Source organism: Phenylobacterium sp. T106, from assembly GCF_057219735.1.
In genome coordinates, this window is sequence record NZ_JBXVWA010000001.1 from 688,573 (window position 1) to 707,997 (window position 19,425).

Here is a 19,425-nt window from a genome sequence, read left to right on the forward strand (position 1 = left end):
CGTGGTGTAGTATCGACCATGGGCGCGCCCGTCCTCACACGTTCAGAAAAGCTCGAAGCCGGCTTGACCCCCCAGACCCTGACCCACCTGCAGCGGCTCGAGGCCGAGAGCATCCACATCTTCCGCGAGGTGGTGGCCGAGTGCGAGCGGCCGGTGATGCTGTACTCGATCGGCAAGGACTCGGCGGTGATGCTGCGCCTGGCGCAGAAGGCCTTCTATCCGTCCAAGCCGCCCTTCCCGCTGCTGCACGTCGACACGACCTGGAAGTTCCGGGCGATGTACGAGATGCGCGAGCGGATGGCCCGCGAGAGCGGCATGGATCTCCTGATCCACCAGAATCCTGAAGCCAAAGCGCGCGGCATCAATCCGTTCGACCACGGCAGCCTGCACACCGACATGTGGAAGACCGAGGGCCTGAAGCAGGCGCTCGACAAGTACGGCTTCGACGCGGCGTTCGGCGGCGGACGGCGCGACGAGGAGAAGAGCCGGGCCAAGGAGCGGATCCTCAGCTTCCGCACCGCCGAGCACCGCTGGGATCCCAAGAACCAGCGCCCGGAACTCTGGCGGCTCTACAACACCCGCAAGGCCCAGGGGGAGAACTTCCGCGCCTTCCCGATCTCGAACTGGACCGAGCTCGACATCTGGCAATACATCTACCTGGAGGACATCCCGATCGTGCCGCTCTACTTCGCGGCCGAGCGGCCGGTGGTCGAGCGCGGCGGCAACCTGATCATGGTGGACGACGAGCGCATGCGCCTGTTGCCGGGCGAGGTCCCGCAGATGCGCTCCATCCGCTTCCGCACCCAGGGCTGCTACCCCCTGACCGGGGCCGTCGAGAGCACGGCGGCCACCCTTCCCGAGATCATCCAGGAGATGCTGCTCACCACCACTTCGGAGCGCCAGGGCCGGGTGATCGACCACGACCAGACCGCCTCGATGGAGAAGAAGAAGCAGGAGGGCTACTTCTGATGGGCTCCATCGAAAATCACCTTTCCTCTCCCATCCCATGGGAGAGGGGGACCGTCCGCCGCAGAGCGGACGGTGGAGAGGGCCGGCCGCAGGCGCTGAGCCCGATCCGGCGCGATCGGCCCGCAGGGCGTGCGGTTTTCCCTATCCACCTCTCTCCCGCTTCGCAGGAGGGGAACTGATGGCCCACCAGTCCGCCCTCATCGCCGAGGACATCCACGCCTACCTCAAGGCGCACGAGACCAAGAGCCTGCTGCGGTTCCTCACCTGCGGCTCGGTGGACGACGGGAAGTCCACCCTGATCGGCCGGCTGCTCTACGATTCCAAGATGATCTTCGAGGACCAGCTGGCCGCTCTGGAGGCGGATTCCAAGAAGGTCGGCACCCAGGGCGGCGACATCGACTTCGCCCTCCTCGTGGACGGCCTCGCCGCCGAGCGCGAGCAGGGCATCACCATCGACGTGGCCTACCGCTTCTTCTCGACCGACCGGCGCAAGTTCATCGTCGCCGACACGCCCGGCCACGAGCAGTACACCCGCAACATGGTCACCGGCGCCTCGACGGCGGACGCGGCCATCATCCTGATCGACGCGCGCAAGGGCGTGCTGACCCAGACGCGACGGCACAGCTACCTCGTGAGCCTGCTCGGCATCCGCCACGTGGTGCTGGCGGTGAACAAGATGGACCTGGTGGACTGGAGCCGGGAGATCTTCGACGCCATCGTCGCCGAGTACCGCGACTTCGCCGCCCAGATCGGCATCCGCGACTTCACCGCCATCCCGATGTCGGCGCTGAAGGGCGACAACATCACCGACACGTCCGACAAGTCGCCTTGGTACGACGGCCCGCCGCTGATGCGCTGGCTGGAGGAAGCCCCGGTCGAGGACGACCTCCAGGGCAAGCCCTTCCGCATGCCGGTCCAGTGGGTGAACCGCCCCAACCTCGACTTCCGCGGCTTCTCGGGCCAGATCGCCTCGGGCGTCATCCGGCCCGGCGACAAGGTGAAGGCCCTGCCCTCCGGCCGCGAGAGCACGGTCGAGCGCATCGTGACCTTCACCGGCGATCTTCCGCAGGCCGTGGCCGGCCAGTCGGTGACGCTTACCCTGAAGGACGAGATCGACATCAGCCGGGGCGACGTTCTGGCCGCCGCCTCGAGCCCGCCGGAGGTGGCGGACCAGTTCGAGGCGACCATCGTCTGGTTCGACGAGGAGCCTCTGCTCCCCGGCCGCTCGTACCTCCTGAAGTCGGGCGCCCGGACGGTGTCGGCGCAGGTGACCGAGCCCAAGCACCGGGTCAACGTCAACACACTGGAGAAGCTCGCGGCCACGCGCCTGGAGCTGAACGAGATCGGCGTCTGCAACCTGTCGCTGGCCGCGCCGATCGCCTTCGACGCCTACGCCGAGAACAAGGACCTGGGCGGCTTCATCCTCATCGACCGGATGACCAACCGCACCGTCGGCGCCGGCATGCTGCACTTCGCGCTCCGCCGCAGCCACAACATCCACTGGCAGGCCACCGACGTCGACAAGGCCGCCCGCGCCGCCGCCAAGGGCCAGAAGCCGCGCGTGCTGTGGTTCACGGGGCTTTCGGGCGCGGGCAAGTCCACGATCGCGAACCTGGTGGAAAAGCGGCTGCACGCCGAGGGCCGCCACACCTACCTGCTGGACGGGGACAACGTCCGCCACGGCCTCAACCGCGACCTCGGCTTCACCGAGGAGGACCGGGTCGAGAACATCCGCCGGGTCGGCGAGGTCGCCAAGCTGATGGCCGACGCGGGCCTGATCGTGCTCACCGCCTTCATCAGCCCCTTCCGCGCCGAGCGCCGGATGGTCCGCGAGATGATGCCGGAGGGCGAGTTCGTGGAGGTCTTCGTGGACACCCCGCTGGCCGAGGCCGAGAAGCGGGACGTGAAGGGCCTCTACGCCAAGGCCCGCAAGGGCGAGCTCAAGAACTTCACCGGCATCGACAGCCCCTACGAGGCGCCCGAGGCGGCCGAGATCCGCATCGACACGACCGCCATGACCGCCGAGGAAGCCGCCGAGGCGATCTTCCGCTGGCTTCACGCCTGACGGCCGCCGTGCCGCCGACCGACTTCTGGACCTTCGCCGCGGTGGGCTTCGCGGCCCAGCTCGTCGATGGCGCGCTGGGCATGGCCTATGGCGTCATCTCCACCTCCGTCCTGCTGAGCGTCGGGGTGACGCCGGCCAACGCCTCGGCCAGCGTGCACGCGGCCAAGGTGTTCACCGGCCTGGCCTCCGGCCTGTCGCACATCGTCTACCGCAACGTGGACTGGAAGCTGCTGGCGCTGCTGACCGGCGGCGGCGTGGTGGGCGGGGTGCTGGGGACCTCCGTACTCACGTCGGTGCCCGGCGAGGCGGTGAAGCCCTATGTGGTGGCCTGGCTGGGCCTGATGGGGCTGGTCATCCTCTACCGCGCCTGGCGGCAGACAAGGCCCAAGGTGTTCTCGTGGAAATCGCCGTTTCCGCTGGGCCTGGCCGGCGGCTTCTTCGACGCCATCGGCGGCGGGGGTTGGGGTCCGGTCGTCACCTCGTCGCTGATGGGCGCGGGCGCCGACCCGCGCAAGGCCATCGGCACCACCAACACCGCCGAGATGTTCGTCGCCGCCGCCACCTCGGCGGCCTTCCTGGCGGCGCTGCTGACCGGCCACTGGGAGACCGAGGGCCTGCGCGGCCTGCTCTGGTCGGTGGGCGGGCTGATCGCGGGCGGGGTCGTCGCCGCCCCCGTCGCCGGCTGGATGACCAAGGTCCTGCCCCTGCGCCTGCTGACCTGGGTCGTGGGCTTCGTCGTCGTCGGCCTCGCCATCTGGCAGGGCGCGCTGCTGCTGCGCTAGGGCGCGTTCCGCCGCCCGGATCAGAACTCCAGCACGATCTTGCCGAAGTGCTCGCCGGCCGCCATCGCGGAGAACGCCGCCTTGGCCTCGGTGAACGGGAACACCTTGTCGACCACAGGGAAGATCTTCTTCAGATCCATCATCCGGCACATCGACTCGAACATGTCGCGCGAGCCGACCGAGAGGCCCTGCAGCTTGGCCGAGTTGCCGATGAGCGCCGCGGGATTGAACGGCTCGCCCGCGCCCGCCACGACGCCGATGATCGCGATGTGGCCGCCGATCTTGATGGCGCGCATGCTCTCCTGGATCGTGCCGCCGCCGCCCACCTCCATGATGAAGTCGGCGCCGCGGCCGTTCGTCACCTCACGTACAGGCCCGGACCAGGCGGGCGTGGTCTTGTAGTTCACCAGGTGGTCGGCCCCGAGCTCCTTGGCCCGCTCCAGCTTGGCGTCCGACGACGAGGTGATGAGCGTCCGCAGACCCGCGGCGTGGGCGAACTGCAGTCCGAAGATCGACACCCCGCCTGTGCCCTGCAGCACCACCGTGTCCCCGGGCTCGAGCCGGGCGTCGTAGAACAGGCCGCGCCAGGCGGTGAGCGCGGCGCAGGGCAAGGTTGCGACCTCGTTATCCGAAAGGAACTCGGGGACCTTGGACAGGCCATGTTCCGAGAAGGTCTGCAGCTCGGAGCCCGCGCCCGGGATCGGGAAGCCCAGGGCGGTGACAACCTTCTCCAGCGTGGGCGGGCCCGAGATCCAGCCCTGGAAGAACAGCGTCGCCACCCGGTCGCCCGGCTTGAAGCGCGTGACGCCCTCGCCCACCGCCTCGACGTAGCCGCAGCCGTCGGAGAAGGGCGTGATGACGTCGCTCGTCGTCGCGGGCGCGCGCCCGTACATGCCGTTGACCATCAACAGGTCGCGGTAATTCAGCGACACCGCCTTCATCCGCACCAGCACCTGGCCCGGACCGGGCTTCGGGTCGGGCAATTCGACGACCTTGATGGCGTCCAGGCCCCACGGGGCGGTGACGTTCAGTGCGCGCATGACTTACCTCCGGGCCGCCACTACGCCGCGCCCGACCCCACCCCGCAAGCGTGTCGCCACGTCAGTCTCGCGCGTTCGGCAGGACGGGCCGCTTGCCCCATTGATCGGGGTCGTGTCCCCAGACCATCACCGTATCGGGCCCACGCAGGGCCAGGAGCGCGTCCAGCGAACGGTTCATGGCCGCGTGATCCGACATCTGGGGAAACTGCCGGGTCTCGACGACGCCGCAGTGGTAGCAGGCGTCGCCCGCCAGGATGTGGTCGCCCCGGTCGCTCCGGACGCGCAGCGACTGGTGGCCGGGCGTGTGACCGTAGCTGGGGACCAGCACGGCCGAGCCGTCGCCGAACAGGTCGTGCTCGCCTTCCACCAAGGTCACGGGGTGCCCAAGGTCGAAGTACCGCTTGCGGAGGCCGTACCGGCTCGAGAGTTCGGGCTCGAACCCGGCCTCCCACTCGCGCCTCTGGACGATGACCGTGGCGTTCGGCAGCTCCCGCAGGCCGCCGGCATGGTCGAAGTGCAGGTGCGACAGGGCCGCCCACCGGACCCGTGCCGGATCGATGTCCAGCCGCTCGAGGTTCCGGGTCAGCGTCTCCTCGGGCGCGAGCGTCGCGTCGAGACCCGCCCTGCGCAGCGCGACGCGGTAGCTCTCGTCAGGATCGACCATCGCCGCAGGGAGTCCGCAGTCGAACAACGCCACCCCCTGGGGATGCTCGAGGACGTAGAAGGGGATCGGCACGCTCACCCGCTCGCCCGGCATGGCCATGGCGACGCCCTCGCTGTGGAACTGACCGCACAGGCAGCCGAACAGGCGCAGGCTCATGGAGTCCTCCCTCACGCCGGGTCCAGCCGGCCCACGCCATATAGCCGGAGCGCGCCGATAAGGCCCGCCACGCACATCGCCGTCATCAGCAGGTATCCGTGGGCGCCGAACCGATCGAACAGCGGGCCTGAAGCCATGGTCGCGAGGCCCGCGAGAACCCCGCCCGACAGCGCCGAGTTGATCGCCTGGGCCGCCGAGGCGTTGCGCGGCGTCGACAGACGCTCGACGAGCTGCAGCGAGGCCAGGAAGGTCGCCGCGTAGCTGAAGACGTGCAGCGCCTGCAGCGGAAACACCAGCCAGAGCGGCGGCGAGAACGCATAGGCCGTCCAGCGGACGATCGCCGCGACGCCGCCGATCACCAGCAGGTTGCGCGGGCCGACCCGCCGTCGCCACGGCTCCATCCACCAGAGGAAAGCCACCTCCACGGCGACCCCCACGCCCCAGAGCACGCCCGTCATGCTCTCGGGGATCCCCTGCTGTTTCCAGGTGAGGGTCGAGAAGCTGTAGTAGAAGGCGTGCGCGGACTGGATCAGGCCGCAGGCGAAGGCCGCGGTCATGAAGGCCGGGTCGCGCAGCAGGTCGCCGAGGCCCGCGAAGCGGTCGGCGGCCGGCGGGGGCGCGGCGCCCTCCTCGTGCACGCGGTCGGGCGGCAGGCAGTATCGCGCGGCGAGCGACGTCAGCGCCACCGCCGCGGTGATCCAGACCAGCACCAGGTCGGGCGTGCCCCAGCTCAGTACCGCGCCCATGCCGACGTTCGCCACGATGAACGCCGCCGACCCGATGCCCCGGGGCCAGCCGTAGTTGAAGCCGTCCCGCCGCGCGCGGTTCAGCACGATCACGTCGGTCAGCGGCGAGACGGTGGAGAACGCGGACGACGCGGCGAACCACACCACCATCCAGCCCGCGAACCCCAGCGGAAGCGCCATCAGGGCATAGCAGACCCCGACCCCCAGGCTCATCCAGATGAGCGCGGTGCGGCGCAGCCGGAAGCTGTCGGCCCACACCGCGAGCAGCGGCGCCGTGAACGCCCGCGCCAGCATGGGCAGCGACAGGATGAGGCCGATCTGCGCGCCGTTCAGCCCGCGGTCGGCGAACCAAACCGGCATGTAGGGCGAGGACGCCCCCGTGCCGACGAAGATCGCCGCATAGAAGAGGCCGAGGCGGACCGGCAGGGACATGGCGGGGAGTTACACGGAGTCGGCCACTCCGGCGCCCCGCGCCTCCGGCGACGCCGAGCTGGATGGATCCCCCGGACAAGCCAGGGGATGACGCCGAAAGACATCCGGCCTGTCGCGCCCCTTCCCACTGCCCGTCGTGGCCCGGCTTGTCCGGGCCACCCATTGGGCTGTGCATGAGCCACCTTGAGCGCCGCCGCTGCCTCTCTCGCCAAGCCGGGGGATGACGTGGAGAGGGCGGTGGCCCTAATGTCCGCAGACAACGAAAAGGGAGGCCGCATGACCCGCGCCAACAGCGCCGACCGGAACCTTCGCGAGCGCGCCGCCGCGGTCATCCCCGGGGGCATGTTCGGGCACCAGTCGGTGGGCCTGCTCCCGGACGACTATCCGCAGTTCTTCGCGCGGGCGGAAGGCGCGCACCTGTGGGACGTGGACGGCGCCCGCTACCTCGACTTCATGTGCGCCTACGGCCCGAACCTGTTCGGCTACGGGCATCCCGAGATCGACGCCGCCTACGTCCGCCAGCTGGGCCTGGGCGACACGCTGACGGGCCCGACGGCCCTGATGGTGGAACTCGCCGAGGCGCTGGTGCGCATGGTGAGCCACGCCGACTGGGCGATCTTCTGCAAGAACGGCACGGACGCCACCACCATGGCGCTGACCACGGCGCGGGCGCACACGAAGCGGAAGACGGTGGTGCGGGCCAAGGGCGCCTACCACGGCGCCGCGCCCTGGTGCGTGCCGCGGCCGGCCGGGGTCATCGACAGCGACCGCTCGCACCAGATCCTCTACGACTACAACGACGTGGCCAGCCTGGAGGCGGCCGTGGCCGAGGCCGGCGACGACCTCGCCGCCGTGTTCGCGGCCCCCTTCAAGCACGACGCCTTCATCGATCAGGCGGATCCCGACCCGGCCTACGCCCGCCGCGCCCGCGAGCTCTGCGACGCCACGGGCGCGCTCCTGGTCGTGGACGAGGTGCGGGCCGGCTTCCGGCTCAGCCGCGACTGCTCGTGGGAGCGCCTGGGCGTGCGGCCCGACCTGTCCTCGTGGGGCAAGTGCGTGGCCAACGGACACCCGATCTCGGTGCTGCTTGGGAACGACAGGGCGCGCAAGGCGGCGGCGTCGATCTACGTCACGGGCTCGTTCTGGTACCAGGCCGCGCCCATGGCCGCGGCGCTGGAGACGCTCCGGCTGATCCGCGAGACCGACTATCTGGAGCGGATCACCGCCCTGGGCGAGCGCCTCCGCCAGGGCCTCGACGAACGCGCACGGGCCGCCGGCTTCGGCTTCCGCCAGACGGGTCCCGGGGTCATGCCCCTCTTCCTGTTCGACGACGACCCCGACCTGCGGAAGGGGTTCTGCTTCTCGTCCGAGATGCTGGGCCGGGGCGTCTACGTGCACCCCTGGCACAACATGTTCCTTTGCGCCGCCATGACCGAGGCCGACATCGACGCGGCGCTGGACGCGGCCGAGGGCGCGTTCGGGGTCCTGAAGCGCCAGGCGCCCGAACTGCCCCCCGTTGAGAAAATGGCCTTCCTCGCCGCCGGAGCCCGCTGATGGACGACTACTCGAACTACGATGGCCTGGGCCTCGCCGAACTGGTCCGCAAGGGGCAGGTGACGCCGGCCGAACTGGTCGAGGCGGCGATCGCACGCGCCGAGCGGCACAATCCAAAGCTGAACGCGATCGTCTACGAAGGCTTCGAGGACGCCCGCAAGGCCGCGACGGGACCGCTTCCGGACGGCCCGTTCAAGGGCGTACCGTTCCTGATCAAGGACCTCGGCATCTCGGTCGCGGGCTGGCCCCGCACGCACGGGAGCCGGTTCGGCAACCTGGTGGACGCCGCCGACAGCGGCCTGATGGCGCGCTACCGCAGCGCGGGCGTCGTCCCGCTCGGCAAGACCAACACGCCCGAGTACGGCATCACCGGCACCACCGAGAGCGCGCGCCTGGGCCCCTGCCGCAACCCCTGGAATCCGAACCACATCGCCGGCGGCTCGTCGGGCGGCTCGGCCAGCGCGGTCGCGGCCGGGATCGCGCCCCTGGCGCACGCCTCGGACGGCCTGGGCTCCATCCGCATCCCCTCCGCTTGCTGCGGCCTGGTGGGGCTGAAGGTGACCCGTGACCGCAACCCCAACCTGCCCGACGGCTTCGACTACGCGATGGGCAATGTGGTCGACCACGTCGTCACCCGCACCGTCCGCGACAGCGCGGCCATGCTGGACGTGACCGGCGTGCCCGAGCCCGGCTCGCCCTACCCTGCCCCGCCCAAGGCCCGGCCCTACGTCGAGGAACTGGGCGCAAGCCCGGGCAGGCTGCGGATCGCCTGGTCCAGCGAGACCCCGTCGGGCCGTCCGATCGACCCCGAGATCCAGGCCGCGCTGGAGAAGACGGCCGCCACGCTGAAGGCGCTCGGCCACGAGGTCTTCGAGAAGGGCCTGGGCGTCGACTACCGCGCCCTCTACGCCTCGCGCGGCGCCGCGGCCGCCGCCAACTTCGCCGCCGGAATGGCCCGGCTCATCGCCGAGGTGGGCCGCGAGCCCGAGCCGGACGAACTGGAGCCGCTGACCTGGGCCTCGCTCAAGGCCGGCCGCCGCCAGACCGGCGCCGACGTCATGTATTCGCTGCAGGAGACGCGGATGCTGGCGCGCGAGGTGGTTCGCTTCTTCGAGGACGTCGACGTCTATCTCTCGCCGGTGCTCGGCACGCCGGTGCCCGAGATCGGCTTCATCGACCCGGTGAACCTGGAGCCGCGCGAGGTGAACCGCCGCCAGGGCCGCGTCTTCCCGTTCACGCCGCCGTTCAACTACACCGGCCAGCCGTCCATGAGCCTCCCGCTCCACATGGACTCCGCCGGCCTGCCGATCGGGATGATGTTCACGGGCCGCTACGCCGACGAGGCGACGCTGTTCCGCCTGGCCGCTCAACTCGAGAAGGAGACGCCGTGGAAGGACCGGCGTCCGCAGGTGTGGGGCTGATGGGGTTCTGGACGCGGCGGAACTGGATGACGCTGGCGGCGATCAGCGGCTTCGTCGCCGTGGCCGTCGGCGCGTTCGCGGCGCACGGGGTGAAGGATCCCAAGGCGCAGGAGTGGCTGCGGACAGGCGCCACCTACGGATTCATGCACACCATGGCGACCTTCGCCTGCGCGACCCTGATGCAGGTCGGCGCGCGCCGCGCCCGGCTCGCCCCTGCCTTCTTCCTGTCGGGGGTGGTGCTCTTCTCGGGCAGTCTCTACGCCATGGCGCTGGGCGCGCCGCGATGGCTCGGCGCGATCACCCCCATCGGCGGCCTGCTCTTCCTGACCGGCTGGCTCATCCTGGCCTGGGCGGCCCGGGGCGTGGATCCTCAGGCGGGCTAGGGCTGCGTCGGCAGCGCGAGCGTGCGCAGCGAGACGGCCGAGCCCACCAGCGCCGCCAGCATCACCAGCGCCATGGCCGTGGGGCCGCCGTCGTGCCACAGCGCGACGAGGCTCGCCGCCGCCGCTCCGGTGGCGAACGACAGGGTCCCCATCAGCGCGGATATGGATCCGGCGCGCAGCGGGTCCACGTTGAGGGCGCCGGCCATGGTGTTCCCCTGCATGAAGCCGTAGCTGGCGAGCAGCAGGAACAGCAGCGGCAGCACGGTCCATTGACCGCCAAGGCCGGTGAGCGCGGCGAGGGCGAGCAGGACGGCGAAGACCAGCGCGATCGCGCTGGCGCGAAGGAGCACCGCGTCCGGCGTGAGCCGGCGCAGGATCATGCGGTTCACCTGACCCGCCCCGATGACGCCCAGCGCGTTCAGGCCGAAGAGCCAGGGATAGACGGCGGCGGAGTGGCCGTAGGTCCCCATGATCAGTCCCGGCGATGAGGAGATGTAGGTGAAGAGCGTCGCCCCGTTCAGCGCGCCGGCGAGGCCGTAGCCGATCAGGCGGCGCTGCCGCAGCAGGGCGGCGTAGGCCTGGAACGGGTTCTCCCGCGACGCCTGGACGGCCGTGGCTTCCGACCGGGACTCCCGCAGTCTCGCGAAGGCCGCGACGGCAAGCGCCGCGCCGAAGATCGTCATGAACCAGAAGTTCAGCCGCCACCCGCCCATCGCCAGCAGGGCGCTTCCCAGGATCGGCGCGAGGATCGGGGCCAGGCCCATGATCAGCATCATCAGGCTGAGCATCCTGGCGGTTTCCGCGTGGTCGAAGCGGTCGCGCACGATGGCGCGCGACACGACCCCTCCGGCGCAGGCGCCCAGCGCCTGCACGAAGCGCGCGGCCAGCAGCATCTCGGCGGAGGTCGCCAGGGCGCATGCGGCCGACGCGGCCATGAAGATGAGCACGCCCAGGAGAAGGGGTATGCGCCGGCCGATGCGGTCCGACCAGGGGCCATAGAAGGGCTGGCCGACCGCCATCCCTGCCAGGAACGCCGCGACGGTCGCCTGGGCCTGAGCCGGGTCGGCCTCGAGGCCAGCCGCGATCGCGGGCAGGCTCGGCAGGTACATGTCGATCGCGAGCGGGCCCATCGCGGTGAGGGCGCCCAGCAGGACCACCAGGCCCCAGGGCGTCCTGGGCGGCGCCCCGGAAGAAGTCTCGTTGGCGGACGTCACGACAGGGCTGCCATATGGAGTTCACGCGCCGCGGAAAACCGAAATCGGTGCGGCAGGGCGTCGGAAACGCCGGGAGGGTTGGATGGGTGCGCTGGAAACGATGATGCCGCCGCCGAAGCGGGCGCGGGTGAACGGAATCGAGCTCGGCTACTACGAGGCCGGGCCGCGCGAGGGCGTTCCGATCGTCCTGAGCCACGGCTTCCCGGAACTCGCCTTCTCATGGCGCCACCAGATCAACGCGCTGGGCGAGGCGGGACGATGGGTCATCGCTCCCGACCAGCGCGGGTACGGCATCTCGTCGAAGCCCGCCGGCGTGACCGACTACGACATCGACCAGTTGACCGGGGACATGGCGGGGCTCCTCGATCACCTGGGGGTCGAGAAAGCCATCTTCTGCGGGCACGACTGGGGCGGCATCGTCGTGTGGCAGATGCCGCTCATCCATCCCCAGCGAGTGGCGGGCGTGATCGGGCTCAACACGCCCTTCATGCCGCGCGCGCCGGCCGACCCCATCGCCATCATGCGCCAGCGGTTCGGGCCCGACATGTACATCGTGTGGTTCCAGAACCCGGACGAACCCGAGGCCGTGCTGGGCGCCGACACCACCCGTACGATGGACTTCTTCATGCGACGGCCGGCGGCCGCGCCCGTCGAGACGCCGCCCACATCGGCCTCGGGCTCCACCTTCGCCTTCCGCGACCTGCTGAAGATGTGGAGCCCGGACGCCGACCCGCGCGAGCGGCTGCTGACGCCCGACGAGCTGGCGGTATTCGCCGACGCGTTCCGCGACGGCGGCTTCTTCGGGCCCGTCAGCTGGTATCGCAACTTCACCCGCAACTGGGAGCGCGCCGAGACGTTGCCCACGCGGATCGACGGCGTCCCCTGCCTGATGATCACCGCCGAACTGGACGCCGTCCTGCCGCCCTCCGCGGCAGAGCCGATGCCGGCCTTCATCGGCGATCTCGAAACCCGGCTTGTCCAGGGCTCCGGCCACTGGACACAGCAGGAGAAACCGGACGAAGTGAACCGCCTGATCCTGGACTGGCTGGACCGGCGCTTCCCGAAGTAGAAGGCCTGAATGGAACGAAACACCCCGGCGCCCGCGGTCGCGACCACGAGCCACCGACGCGGCCTGTTCCCGGACAACGAGCCGTTCGCCAGCGGTTACCTCTCGACCGGAGGACCGCACGAGGTGTTCTACGAGGAGTGCGGCAATCCGCAGGGCAAGCCCTGCGTGATCCTGCACGGCGGGCCCGGGGGCGCGATCAACCCGACCATGCGCCGCTTCTTCGATCCGGCGAAGTGGCGCATGGCGCTGTTCGACCAGCGCGGCTGCGGCAAGAGCCGCCCCAACGCCAGCCTGGACGACAATACGACCTGGGCCCTGGTCGACGACATCGAGCGGCTGCGCCAGCACCTTGGCGTCGAGAAGTGGTGCGTCTTCGGCGGCTCGTGGGGCTCGACGTTGGCCCTGGCCTACGCGATCCGGCATCCGGAGCGGGTGGAGAGCCTCGTCCTGCGCGGCGTGTTCCTGCTGACGCAGCGCGAGCTGCGGTGGTTCTACCAGGACGGGGCGTGCATGATGTTCCCCGACGCCTGGGCGCGGTTCTGTGCGCCGATCCCCCCCGAAGAGCGTGGCGACATGATCGCCGCCTACCACAAGCGCCTGACCAGTCCCGACCGGCGCATCCAGGCCGAGGCGGCCGCCGCCTGGAGCCAGTGGGAGGGCGACACGATCTCGATCCGGGGCCCGGAGGCGCGGCCGTCGAAGTTCAACGAGATCGACTTCGCCATCGCGTTCGCGCGCATCGAGTGCCACTTCTTCGCCAACGGCGGCTTCTTCGACAGCGAGAACTGGATCCTGGAAAACATCGGCCGGATCGCCGACATCCCGGGCTGGATCGTGCAGGGCCGCTTCGACGTTGTGACGCCGCTGGAGAGCGCCTGGAAGCTCAAGGCCGCCTGGCCGCGGAGCCGGTTCGAAGTCGTCTGGGACGCCGGCCACGCCTCCACCGAACCGGGCATCGTCGACGCCCTGGTGAGGGCGACGGACCAGGCCCTGGCCGTCTGAGGCGCGCCTGACGATGAGCCGCGCCGACATCGTCCGCGCCTACCTGAAGGCCATCGAGACCCGCAACGACTCGCTCTCGTTCCTCACCGAGGACGCGGTGCAGGAGGAGTTCCCGAACGCGCTTGTTCCGGCCGGCGCGCGCCGCACGATCGAGGATCTGAAGGCCGCGAACGCCCGCGGCAAGAACGTGCTGACCTGGGAGACCTACGAGATCGTGACGATGCTCGAGACCGGGGACGTCGTCGCCTGCGAGGTCCTATGGCGCGGCGTGCTCGCGGTGCCGCTCAGGTCACTGAAACCCGGCGACGCCATGAAGGCGCGCTTCGCTGTCTTCTTCGAGTTCCGGGGCGACAAGATCCGCCGCCAGCGCAACTACGACTGCTTCGAGCCCTTCTGAGGTATCCCCAGACTTGGCGGCATGCGGCCTGCGGGCTACTGAGTGAGGCATGAGTTCGCTCGCCACCACCTGCGCCGGCTGCGCGCTCATGGCAGCGGCAATGGCCGCCCCGCCACCGGTTGCGAAAGCACCGACGAACCGCTTGTTCTACGTGGTCGAGTCCGGCGCTGAGTCCTGGACGGTGATCGACGACCAGCAGATCGAGGTTGTCGGCGGCGGCCCCGTGGTTCGCGCTTGGACGATCCGGGTGGTTCGGAACATCGCGGCCAGCCCTCCTCCACAGCCCGGATATGTGAGGACCCTCACAGACTACGACTGCGAACGCCGCGAATTCCGCTGGCGCGAGTTCACGGCGTTCTCCCGCTCTGGCGAGCCCCTGGTAAAGCGGCAGAACCCTGACTTTGGCTGGGAGAACGCCTTCAAGGCTCCTGACACAGCCGCGGCGTTGCGGATCGCGTGCGGTCAAGGCGGCGGCGGCAGCGCGGTGAGCGCAGAGAGCGCGGGCAAACTCGTCGTCTCGCTCATGGCGTCGTGGGATCCGCCAGCCGCACCGACGGCCGACACTAAGGCAAAGTCCACTAAAGGGCCTCCTCCCCCGAAATCGCAGGCGAAGAAGCCCTCGCTCAAGGACCTGTGGCCATAGCCGCCTAGACCAGGCTGCCCTTGCCGCTCGTCACCTCGGCGTAGCGGTGCACGCGCACGGACTGGACCAGGCCGAAGCCGATCATGACCGTCAGCATGACCGTCCCGCCGTAGCTCAGCATGGGCATCGGCACGCCGACCACCGGCGCCAGTCCCATGACCATAGCGCCGTTGATGATCACGTAGAGGGTGAAGGTCGCGGTGACGCCGGCGGCGGCCAGGCGGCCGAAGTGGCTGTGGCTCAGGTAGGCCATCCGCAGCGCCATGAAGATGGCCGCCGCATAGAGGATCAGCACCGAGATGCAGCCCACGAAGCCGAACTCCTCGGCCAGCGCGGCGAAGATGAAGTCGGTCTGCTTCTCGGGCAGGTAGTTGAGCTGGCTCTGGGAGCCGAAGCCGTAGCCCTTGCCCAGCAGCCCGCCCGAACCCAGGGCGATCATCGACTGCAGGATGTGGTAGCCGGACCCCGAGGGATCGCTCTCCGGGTCCAGGAAGGTCAGCACGCGCTGGCGCTGGTAGTCGTGCATCACGAACATGACGAACGGTGGGATGATGGCCGCGACGCCGAGGATGGCCCCGGCGATGATCTTCCAAGAAAGACCCGCCAGGACCACGATCGCGCCGCCGGTCAGCGCGATGAGCATCGCCGTACCCAGGTCCGGCTGGTGGGCCACCAGGAGGACCGGGAGCGCGATCATCGCCGCCGGGATCAGCAGCCACCACGAGAGCCGGGCCTGCTTGGCCGAGGCGCCGTGGTAGAGCCGGGCGAGCGCCAGCACGATGCCCAGCTTCATCACCTCGGACGGCTGGAAGCTGAACGAGCCGATGGAGAGCCACCGCTGGGCGCCCAACCGGGTGTCGCCGACCAGCTCGACCGCCACCAGCAGCAGCAGTCCCACGATGTAGACGGGATAGGCGACGGCGCGCCAGACGCGGATGTCGATCACCGCCAGGGTGAGCATGAGCACCAGGCAGATGCCGAAGCGCATCACGTGGTTGCCCGCCCACGGGCTCCAGGACGAGCCGCCGGCGGAGAACAGCATCAGCGCGCCGGCGCCGGCGATCAGCGAGATGACCAGCACGAAGACCCAGTCGATCTCGCTCAGCTTGACGATCAGCCGGTCGCGCTCGCCGGGACGGGTCAGGGCAGAGACGGTCATGCGGGGCGTCCCGGGGCTGTGGGGGCGGCCGGCGCCGCCGGCGCAGGCTGGACGCCGGCGGGCGTGAGGGTCGGCGCGAGCGGGACGGTGTCCTGCTCCAGGTCCGGCGTCATCTCGGGCATCGGCAGCGGTTTCTGCACGCGGGCCAGGATCTCCGGGTCCTTCAGCAGCGCCGTGCGCATGATCTCGCGCGCCCGCGGCGCCGCGGCGGTCGAGCCGCCCATCCCGTGCTGGACGATCACCGCCAGGGCGTAGCGGGGCTCGTCGATCGGCGCGTAGCAGACGAAGAGTCCATGGTCGCGCAGGCCCCAGACGCCGCCTTTGCCGCGGGAGCCGCCCTTGTCGTAGTTGCGGACCTGCGCGGTACCGGTCTTGCCCGCCATCAGGATGTCGCCGAGGCCAAGCTGGCTGGCCCGATAGCCGGTCCCGCCGACGTCCGTCACGGCCGCCATGCCGGCGCGCACCCGGTCGATGTGCTCACGCGGGAACGGCAGGTCCGGCACCTCGGAGCCCCGCGGCCGCTCCCGCCCCCCGACCGACTTGATCAGGCGCGGGTTGAGCGCCTTGTAGTGCGTGTTCGCCAGCCGCGCCGTCATCACGGCGAGCTGCAGGCAGTTCACCTGCAGATAGCCCTGGCCGATGGCATAGCTCAGGTTCTCGCCCGGCCACCAGGGCTGCATGGCCTCGTTCTTCTTGAAGTAGCGCTTCTTCCAGGCGGGGTCGGGGACGATGCCCTTCTTCTGGCCGGGGATGCCGATGTCGAAGGTCTGGCCGAGGCCGAACGCCCGGGCCGCCTGGGCGATCCGATCGGGCCCGACGCGCAGCGACATGGCGTAGAAGTAGGTGTCGCAGGAGTTCTTGATCGCGTCGTTGAGGTTCTGCGGCCCGTGCCCGCCCTTCTTGTGGCAGTGGAAGAAGCGGCCGCCGAAGAACATGCCGCCGCCGCACGAGACGGTCTGGTCGGGGTCGATCCCCGCCATGAGCACGGCCAGGGCGGTCATCGTCTTGAAGGTGGAGCCGGGCGGGTAGAGGCCCGACAGGCACTTGTCGAGCAGCGGCTTGCGCTCGTAGCCCGCCAGCGCCCGGTACTCCGCGCCCGTGAGCCCGCGCACGAAGCGGTTGGCGTCGAACGAGGGCGCCGAGGTCATGCAGAGGATGTCGCCGGTGCGGCAGTCCATCATCACCGCGCCGCCGCTCTCCTCGCCGAACACCTCGAGCGCGCGGTTCTGGATGTCGACGTCGAGGGTGAGCTGTATCTCCTCGCCCGGGATCGCGGGGATGTCGCCCTCGTCATCGTGGCGCACTTCGCGGCCGTTGGCGTCGACCTCGACCTTGCGCGCGCCGGGCTTGCCGCGAAGCGGCAGGTCGAACGCCTTCTCGACGCCCTGCTTGCCCACCCGGAAGCCCGGATGAAGCATGATCGGATCGGGCTTGCCGCCGGTCTTCACGATCTCGTCGATGTCGTCCTTGTTCACCTTGGCCACGTAGCCGATCACGTGGGCGAAGGCGCCCCCATGGGGGTACACGCGCACCTCGCCCATGTCGGCGGTGACGCCGGGCAGCTCGGGCGACCGCACGTTGATGGCCGAGAACTGCTCCCAGCTCATGTCTTCCATGACCGAGACGGGCGCCCGCTTCGGCGCGGCGTTGATGTCGCGCAGCAGGCGACGCTGGCGCGCCTCGTCCAGCGGCACGTAGTGGGCCAGGGTCTTCAGGGTCGCCTCGGCGTCGACCCCCTTGTCGCGCGCGACGAGGAGCCGGAAGTTCGGGCGGTTGGCCGCCAGGATCGCCCCGTTCCGGTCGACGATCACGCCCCGCGGGGCCGGGGCCAGCTTGAAGTTGAACTGGTTGGAGGCGGCGAGCTTCTCGTACCGCTGCGTCTCGAAGAGCTGCAGGTAGGCGAGCCGGGCGCCCAGCGCGCCGAGCCCAAGCCCGGCGAAAGCGCCCAGCAGGATCGAGCGGCGATGGAACACGCCCTGCCGCTCGTTCACTTCCTCGAAGAAGATGGCGGGTTGCGTCATGCCCCTGCCCTCCCGCTCGCGCGAGATCCGCTCGGCGCCAGCGTACGTCCAAAGCCCGCGGGAGCAACCGGCTTGCTCATCGGAACCTCACGTCGGCGTCCTCGAACCGTTCGATGAGCCGGTCGGCGAAGGGATAGAGGACGACTGTGGCGAGGAATTGCCAGAACACCGCCACGGCGTCGGGCGCGTTCTGCGAGTTCAGCATCGTGAAGAGATAGCCGGCCCCCAGCGCCAGGAGGGTCGCCGCGCCGTACCACACCCACATCATGAGCCGGCTCTGGCCCGCCAGGATCGATCGCGACCCGAGCACGACGCCGTACGGCAGCAGCAGGCAGACGGCCCAGAACCCCAGCGGGCTGCCCCAGAGCAGATCCTGGTAGAGGCCGATGATCATCACGCAGATGGGCGCGAGCATCGAGGGCCGGATGTAGGCCCAGGCGAACACCACCGGCAGGGCGAAGACGGGCTCCGGCAGGCTGACGCCGAACACCCGGATGGGAAGGGCGAACAGGAAGGCGCCCGCCATCACCGCCAGCATCGGCAGCCCCAGCCACCGCCAGGGCGCCAGGCCGCGTGCTGCGGCGGAACTCACGGCGCGCCCTCCCGGGCGGCGGAGGGCGCCGCCTTCGCCGGCGGGGCCTTCGCAGGCGGGGTCTTCGGCGCAGGCGTCCGGGTGTTCGAAGCAGGCGGGGTTGCGGCGGGCGCGGCGCCCGCCGGTGGGACCGCGCCGGCCGGCGCCGTGGGCGTCCCAGCCGGCGCGGCCGGCGCCTCGATCGGCGGCGGCGGCAGCGTCGAGGCGCCCGGCGTGGGCGGCGGCGGCTCCACCTTGTCCAGCCCGGCGCGGTCGACGATCTGGGTGAAGTCCTGGAACAGCAGGATCCGGACGTAGTCCACCGGCGCCTTGTCCGAGGCCAGCACCACCCGCCAGCGGCCGTCCAGCCCCCTGACCGCGATGCCCACCGGCAGGCCCCGCGGCAGGACGCCGCCGTCGCCCGAGGTGACGATCCGGTCGCCCGCGCGTACGGCGTTCGTGCCCCGCAGATAGCCGAGCTGGGGATTGGGCCCGCCGTCCCCGGTCAGGATGGCGCGGGCGTTCGTGCGGTCGATCATGACCGGGGTGCGGGAGGCGGCGTCCGTCAGAAGCAGGACGCGGCTGGCGCCGTTGGTCACGCCGACGATGCGACCGACCAGGCCGTTCTCGCTCATCACCGGATTGCCGGGCCGGACGCCGGCCTCGCTGCCGATGTTGGCCAGCCGCGAATGGGCGAACGGGCCACGGGATTCCGTCACGATCCGCGCCGTGGCCATGGGGATCGGCGGGTCGGTCTTGAGGCCGAGGATCTGGCGGTACCGCTCGTTCGTGTCGCGCAGGGCGATGGCGACGTCGCGCCACTGCTGCATGTTCTTGAGCTCGGCGCGAAGCCGGCGGTTCTCGGACACCGCGAAGAAGTAGCCTCGAACGCCCTCGACCCCCTGCCCCGTCAGCCGGCCCGGCGTGGACAACGCATCGCCCACCGGCGCCATCACCTTGTCGGACAGGGTGCGCGGGTTGCCGTACTGGTCGGTGTCGAACGTCTCGCGGCGGTCGGACAGCAGGATCGCCACCGAGGCGATCAGCACCACGATGAAGACGATGCCCGCCGTCCAGGTCAGCGGGACCCTGAGTTCGCCGAGCGGGTTGTCCCTCAAGGACATCTCAGACTCCGCT

At 70.1% G+C, this 19,425-nt stretch carries 18 protein-coding genes; 10 read left to right on the top strand and 8 right to left on the bottom strand.

What is annotated here, in order from left to right; genetic code table 11:
* Positions 1–18 precede the first annotated feature (18 nt).
* From cysD to AC2D8W_RS03420, 3 genes are all read left to right on the top strand, one after another.
* The gene (gene cysD / locus AC2D8W_RS03410) at positions 19–969 is read left to right on the top strand and encodes a sulfate adenylyltransferase subunit CysD (protein WP_484670334.1); all 951 of its coding nucleotides are present in this window, start codon (positions 19–21) and stop codon (positions 967–969) included.
* A gap of 178 nt (positions 970–1,147) precedes the next feature.
* Positions 1,148–3,034: a sulfate adenylyltransferase subunit CysN gene (cysN, locus tag AC2D8W_RS03415; protein WP_484670335.1), complete on the top strand. Its 1,887-nt coding sequence runs from the start codon at positions 1,148–1,150 to the stop codon at positions 3,032–3,034.
* Positions 3,035–3,042: 8 nt separating this feature from the next.
* Positions 3,043–3,816 (top strand): sulfite exporter TauE/SafE family protein, encoded by a 774-nt coding sequence (locus AC2D8W_RS03420; RefSeq protein ID WP_484670336.1) that lies wholly within the window; start codon positions 3,043–3,045, stop codon positions 3,814–3,816.
* 20 nt (positions 3,817–3,836) lie between these two features.
* Here AC2D8W_RS03420 and AC2D8W_RS03425 read toward each other — a convergent pair whose 3' ends face one another.
* From AC2D8W_RS03425 to AC2D8W_RS03435, 3 genes are all read right to left on the bottom strand, one after another.
* On the bottom strand, positions 3,837–4,856 hold the full coding sequence (locus AC2D8W_RS03425; RefSeq protein WP_293479464.1) for a zinc-dependent alcohol dehydrogenase family protein: 1,020 nt from the start codon (positions 4,854–4,856) through the stop codon (positions 3,837–3,839).
* A gap of 61 nt (positions 4,857–4,917) precedes the next feature.
* Positions 4,918–5,676 carry an N-acyl homoserine lactonase family protein gene (locus AC2D8W_RS03430; RefSeq protein WP_484670337.1) on the bottom strand — a complete coding sequence of 253 codons (759 nt, stop codon included), beginning with the start codon at positions 5,674–5,676 and terminating at the stop codon, positions 4,918–4,920.
* Positions 5,677–5,687: 11 nt separating this feature from the next.
* Complete coding sequence (locus tag AC2D8W_RS03435; RefSeq protein WP_484670338.1) at positions 5,688–6,854, bottom strand: MFS transporter; 1,167 nt, start codon at positions 6,852–6,854, stop codon at positions 5,688–5,690.
* 276 nt (positions 6,855–7,130) lie between these two features.
* On the opposite strand from AC2D8W_RS03435, the gene AC2D8W_RS03440 reads away from it, so the two are divergent.
* From AC2D8W_RS03440 to AC2D8W_RS03450, 3 genes are read left to right on the top strand one after another with little or no spacing between them, the layout of a single operon-like run.
* Positions 7,131–8,408, top strand: a complete 1,278-nt coding sequence (locus AC2D8W_RS03440; protein WP_293479469.1) for an aminotransferase class III-fold pyridoxal phosphate-dependent enzyme — start codon at positions 7,131–7,133, stop codon at positions 8,406–8,408.
* Entirely contained in the window at positions 8,408–9,829 is a 1,422-nt protein-coding gene (locus AC2D8W_RS03445) for an amidase (RefSeq protein ID WP_484670339.1), read from the top strand. Before AC2D8W_RS03440 ends, AC2D8W_RS03445 begins: the two co-directional genes overlap by 1 nt.
* A complete protein-coding gene (locus AC2D8W_RS03450; protein ID WP_484670340.1) occupies positions 9,829–10,212 on the top strand; it encodes a DUF423 domain-containing protein in 384 nt (127 codons plus the stop codon). Before AC2D8W_RS03445 ends, AC2D8W_RS03450 begins: the two co-directional genes overlap by 1 nt.
* On the opposite strand, the gene AC2D8W_RS03455 is transcribed toward AC2D8W_RS03450, so the two are convergent.
* On the bottom strand, positions 10,209–11,426 hold the full coding sequence (locus AC2D8W_RS03455) for a multidrug effflux MFS transporter (protein WP_484670341.1): 1,218 nt from the start codon (positions 11,424–11,426) through the stop codon (positions 10,209–10,211). The genes AC2D8W_RS03450 and AC2D8W_RS03455 overlap by 4 nt on opposite strands.
* Positions 11,427–11,508: 82 nt before the next feature.
* Between AC2D8W_RS03455 and AC2D8W_RS03460 the strand changes: the two genes are divergently transcribed.
* From AC2D8W_RS03460 to AC2D8W_RS03475, 4 genes are read left to right on the top strand one after another with little or no spacing between them, the layout of a single operon-like run.
* Positions 11,509–12,495 carry an alpha/beta fold hydrolase gene (locus AC2D8W_RS03460; RefSeq protein WP_484670342.1) on the top strand — a complete coding sequence of 329 codons (987 nt, stop codon included), beginning with the start codon at positions 11,509–11,511 and terminating at the stop codon, positions 12,493–12,495.
* Between the two features lie 9 nt (positions 12,496–12,504).
* The gene (gene pip / locus AC2D8W_RS03465) at positions 12,505–13,497 is read left to right on the top strand and encodes a prolyl aminopeptidase (RefSeq protein WP_484670343.1); all 993 of its coding nucleotides are present in this window, start codon (positions 12,505–12,507) and stop codon (positions 13,495–13,497) included.
* Between the two features lie 13 nt (positions 13,498–13,510).
* Positions 13,511–13,894, top strand: coding sequence for a nuclear transport factor 2 family protein (locus AC2D8W_RS03470; RefSeq protein WP_484670344.1), 384 nt, complete (start codon positions 13,511–13,513; stop codon positions 13,892–13,894).
* A 49-nt stretch (positions 13,895–13,943) separates the two neighbouring features.
* Entirely contained in the window at positions 13,944–14,537 is a 594-nt protein-coding gene (locus tag AC2D8W_RS03475; RefSeq protein WP_484670345.1) for a surface-adhesin E family protein, read from the top strand.
* 4 nt (positions 14,538–14,541) lie between these two features.
* Here AC2D8W_RS03475 and rodA read toward each other — a convergent pair whose 3' ends face one another.
* From rodA to mreC, 4 genes are all read right to left on the bottom strand, one after another.
* The gene (gene rodA, locus AC2D8W_RS03480; RefSeq protein WP_293479482.1) at positions 14,542–15,696 is read right to left on the bottom strand and encodes a rod shape-determining protein RodA; all 1,155 of its coding nucleotides are present in this window, start codon (positions 15,694–15,696) and stop codon (positions 14,542–14,544) included.
* The gene (gene mrdA, locus AC2D8W_RS03485) at positions 15,693–17,717 is read right to left on the bottom strand and encodes a penicillin-binding protein 2 (protein WP_484670346.1); all 2,025 of its coding nucleotides are present in this window, start codon (positions 17,715–17,717) and stop codon (positions 15,693–15,695) included. Before mrdA ends, rodA begins: the two co-directional genes overlap by 4 nt.
* Positions 17,718–17,793: 76 nt before the next feature.
* On the bottom strand, positions 17,794–18,309 hold the full coding sequence (locus AC2D8W_RS03490; protein ID WP_484670347.1) for a hypothetical protein: 516 nt from the start codon (positions 18,307–18,309) through the stop codon (positions 17,794–17,796).
* Complete coding sequence (gene mreC, locus AC2D8W_RS03495; protein WP_484670348.1) at positions 18,306–19,412, bottom strand: rod shape-determining protein MreC; 1,107 nt, start codon at positions 19,410–19,412, stop codon at positions 18,306–18,308. The genes AC2D8W_RS03490 and mreC overlap by 4 nt, the downstream gene beginning before the upstream one ends.
* Positions 19,413–19,425 lie beyond the last annotated feature (13 nt).

Bases quoted from the DNA above. Each gene is read 5' to 3' on its own strand.
- AC2D8W_RS03435 (WP_484670338.1), bottom strand. From the start codon at position 6,854: ATGTCCCTGCCGGTCCGCCTCGGCCTCTTCTATGCGGCGATCTTCGTC.
- mreC (WP_484670348.1), bottom strand. From the start codon at position 19,412: ATGTCCTTGAGGGACAACCCGCTCGGCGAACTCAGGGTCCCGCTGACC.
- AC2D8W_RS03470 (WP_484670344.1), top strand. From the start codon at position 13,511: ATGAGCCGCGCCGACATCGTCCGCGCCTACCTGAAGGCCATCGAGACC.
- AC2D8W_RS03460 (WP_484670342.1), top strand. From the start codon at position 11,509: ATGGGTGCGCTGGAAACGATGATGCCGCCGCCGAAGCGGGCGCGGGTG.
- AC2D8W_RS03450 (WP_484670340.1), top strand. From the start codon at position 9,829: ATGGGGTTCTGGACGCGGCGGAACTGGATGACGCTGGCGGCGATCAGC.
- mrdA (WP_484670346.1), bottom strand. From the start codon at position 17,717: ATGACGCAACCCGCCATCTTCTTCGAGGAAGTGAACGAGCGGCAGGGC.
- pip (WP_484670343.1), top strand. From the start codon at position 12,505: ATGGAACGAAACACCCCGGCGCCCGCGGTCGCGACCACGAGCCACCGA.
- rodA (WP_293479482.1), bottom strand. From the start codon at position 15,696: ATGACCGTCTCTGCCCTGACCCGTCCCGGCGAGCGCGACCGGCTGATC.
- cysD (WP_484670334.1), top strand. From the start codon at position 19: ATGGGCGCGCCCGTCCTCACACGTTCAGAAAAGCTCGAAGCCGGCTTG.
- AC2D8W_RS03475 (WP_484670345.1), top strand. From the start codon at position 13,944: ATGAGTTCGCTCGCCACCACCTGCGCCGGCTGCGCGCTCATGGCAGCG.
- AC2D8W_RS03430 (WP_484670337.1), bottom strand. From the start codon at position 5,676: ATGAGCCTGCGCCTGTTCGGCTGCCTGTGCGGTCAGTTCCACAGCGAG.
- AC2D8W_RS03440 (WP_293479469.1), top strand. From the start codon at position 7,131: ATGACCCGCGCCAACAGCGCCGACCGGAACCTTCGCGAGCGCGCCGCC.
- AC2D8W_RS03425 (WP_293479464.1), bottom strand. From the start codon at position 4,856: ATGCGCGCACTGAACGTCACCGCCCCGTGGGGCCTGGACGCCATCAAG.
- cysN (WP_484670335.1), top strand. From the start codon at position 1,148: ATGGCCCACCAGTCCGCCCTCATCGCCGAGGACATCCACGCCTACCTC.
- AC2D8W_RS03445 (WP_484670339.1), top strand. From the start codon at position 8,408: ATGGACGACTACTCGAACTACGATGGCCTGGGCCTCGCCGAACTGGTC.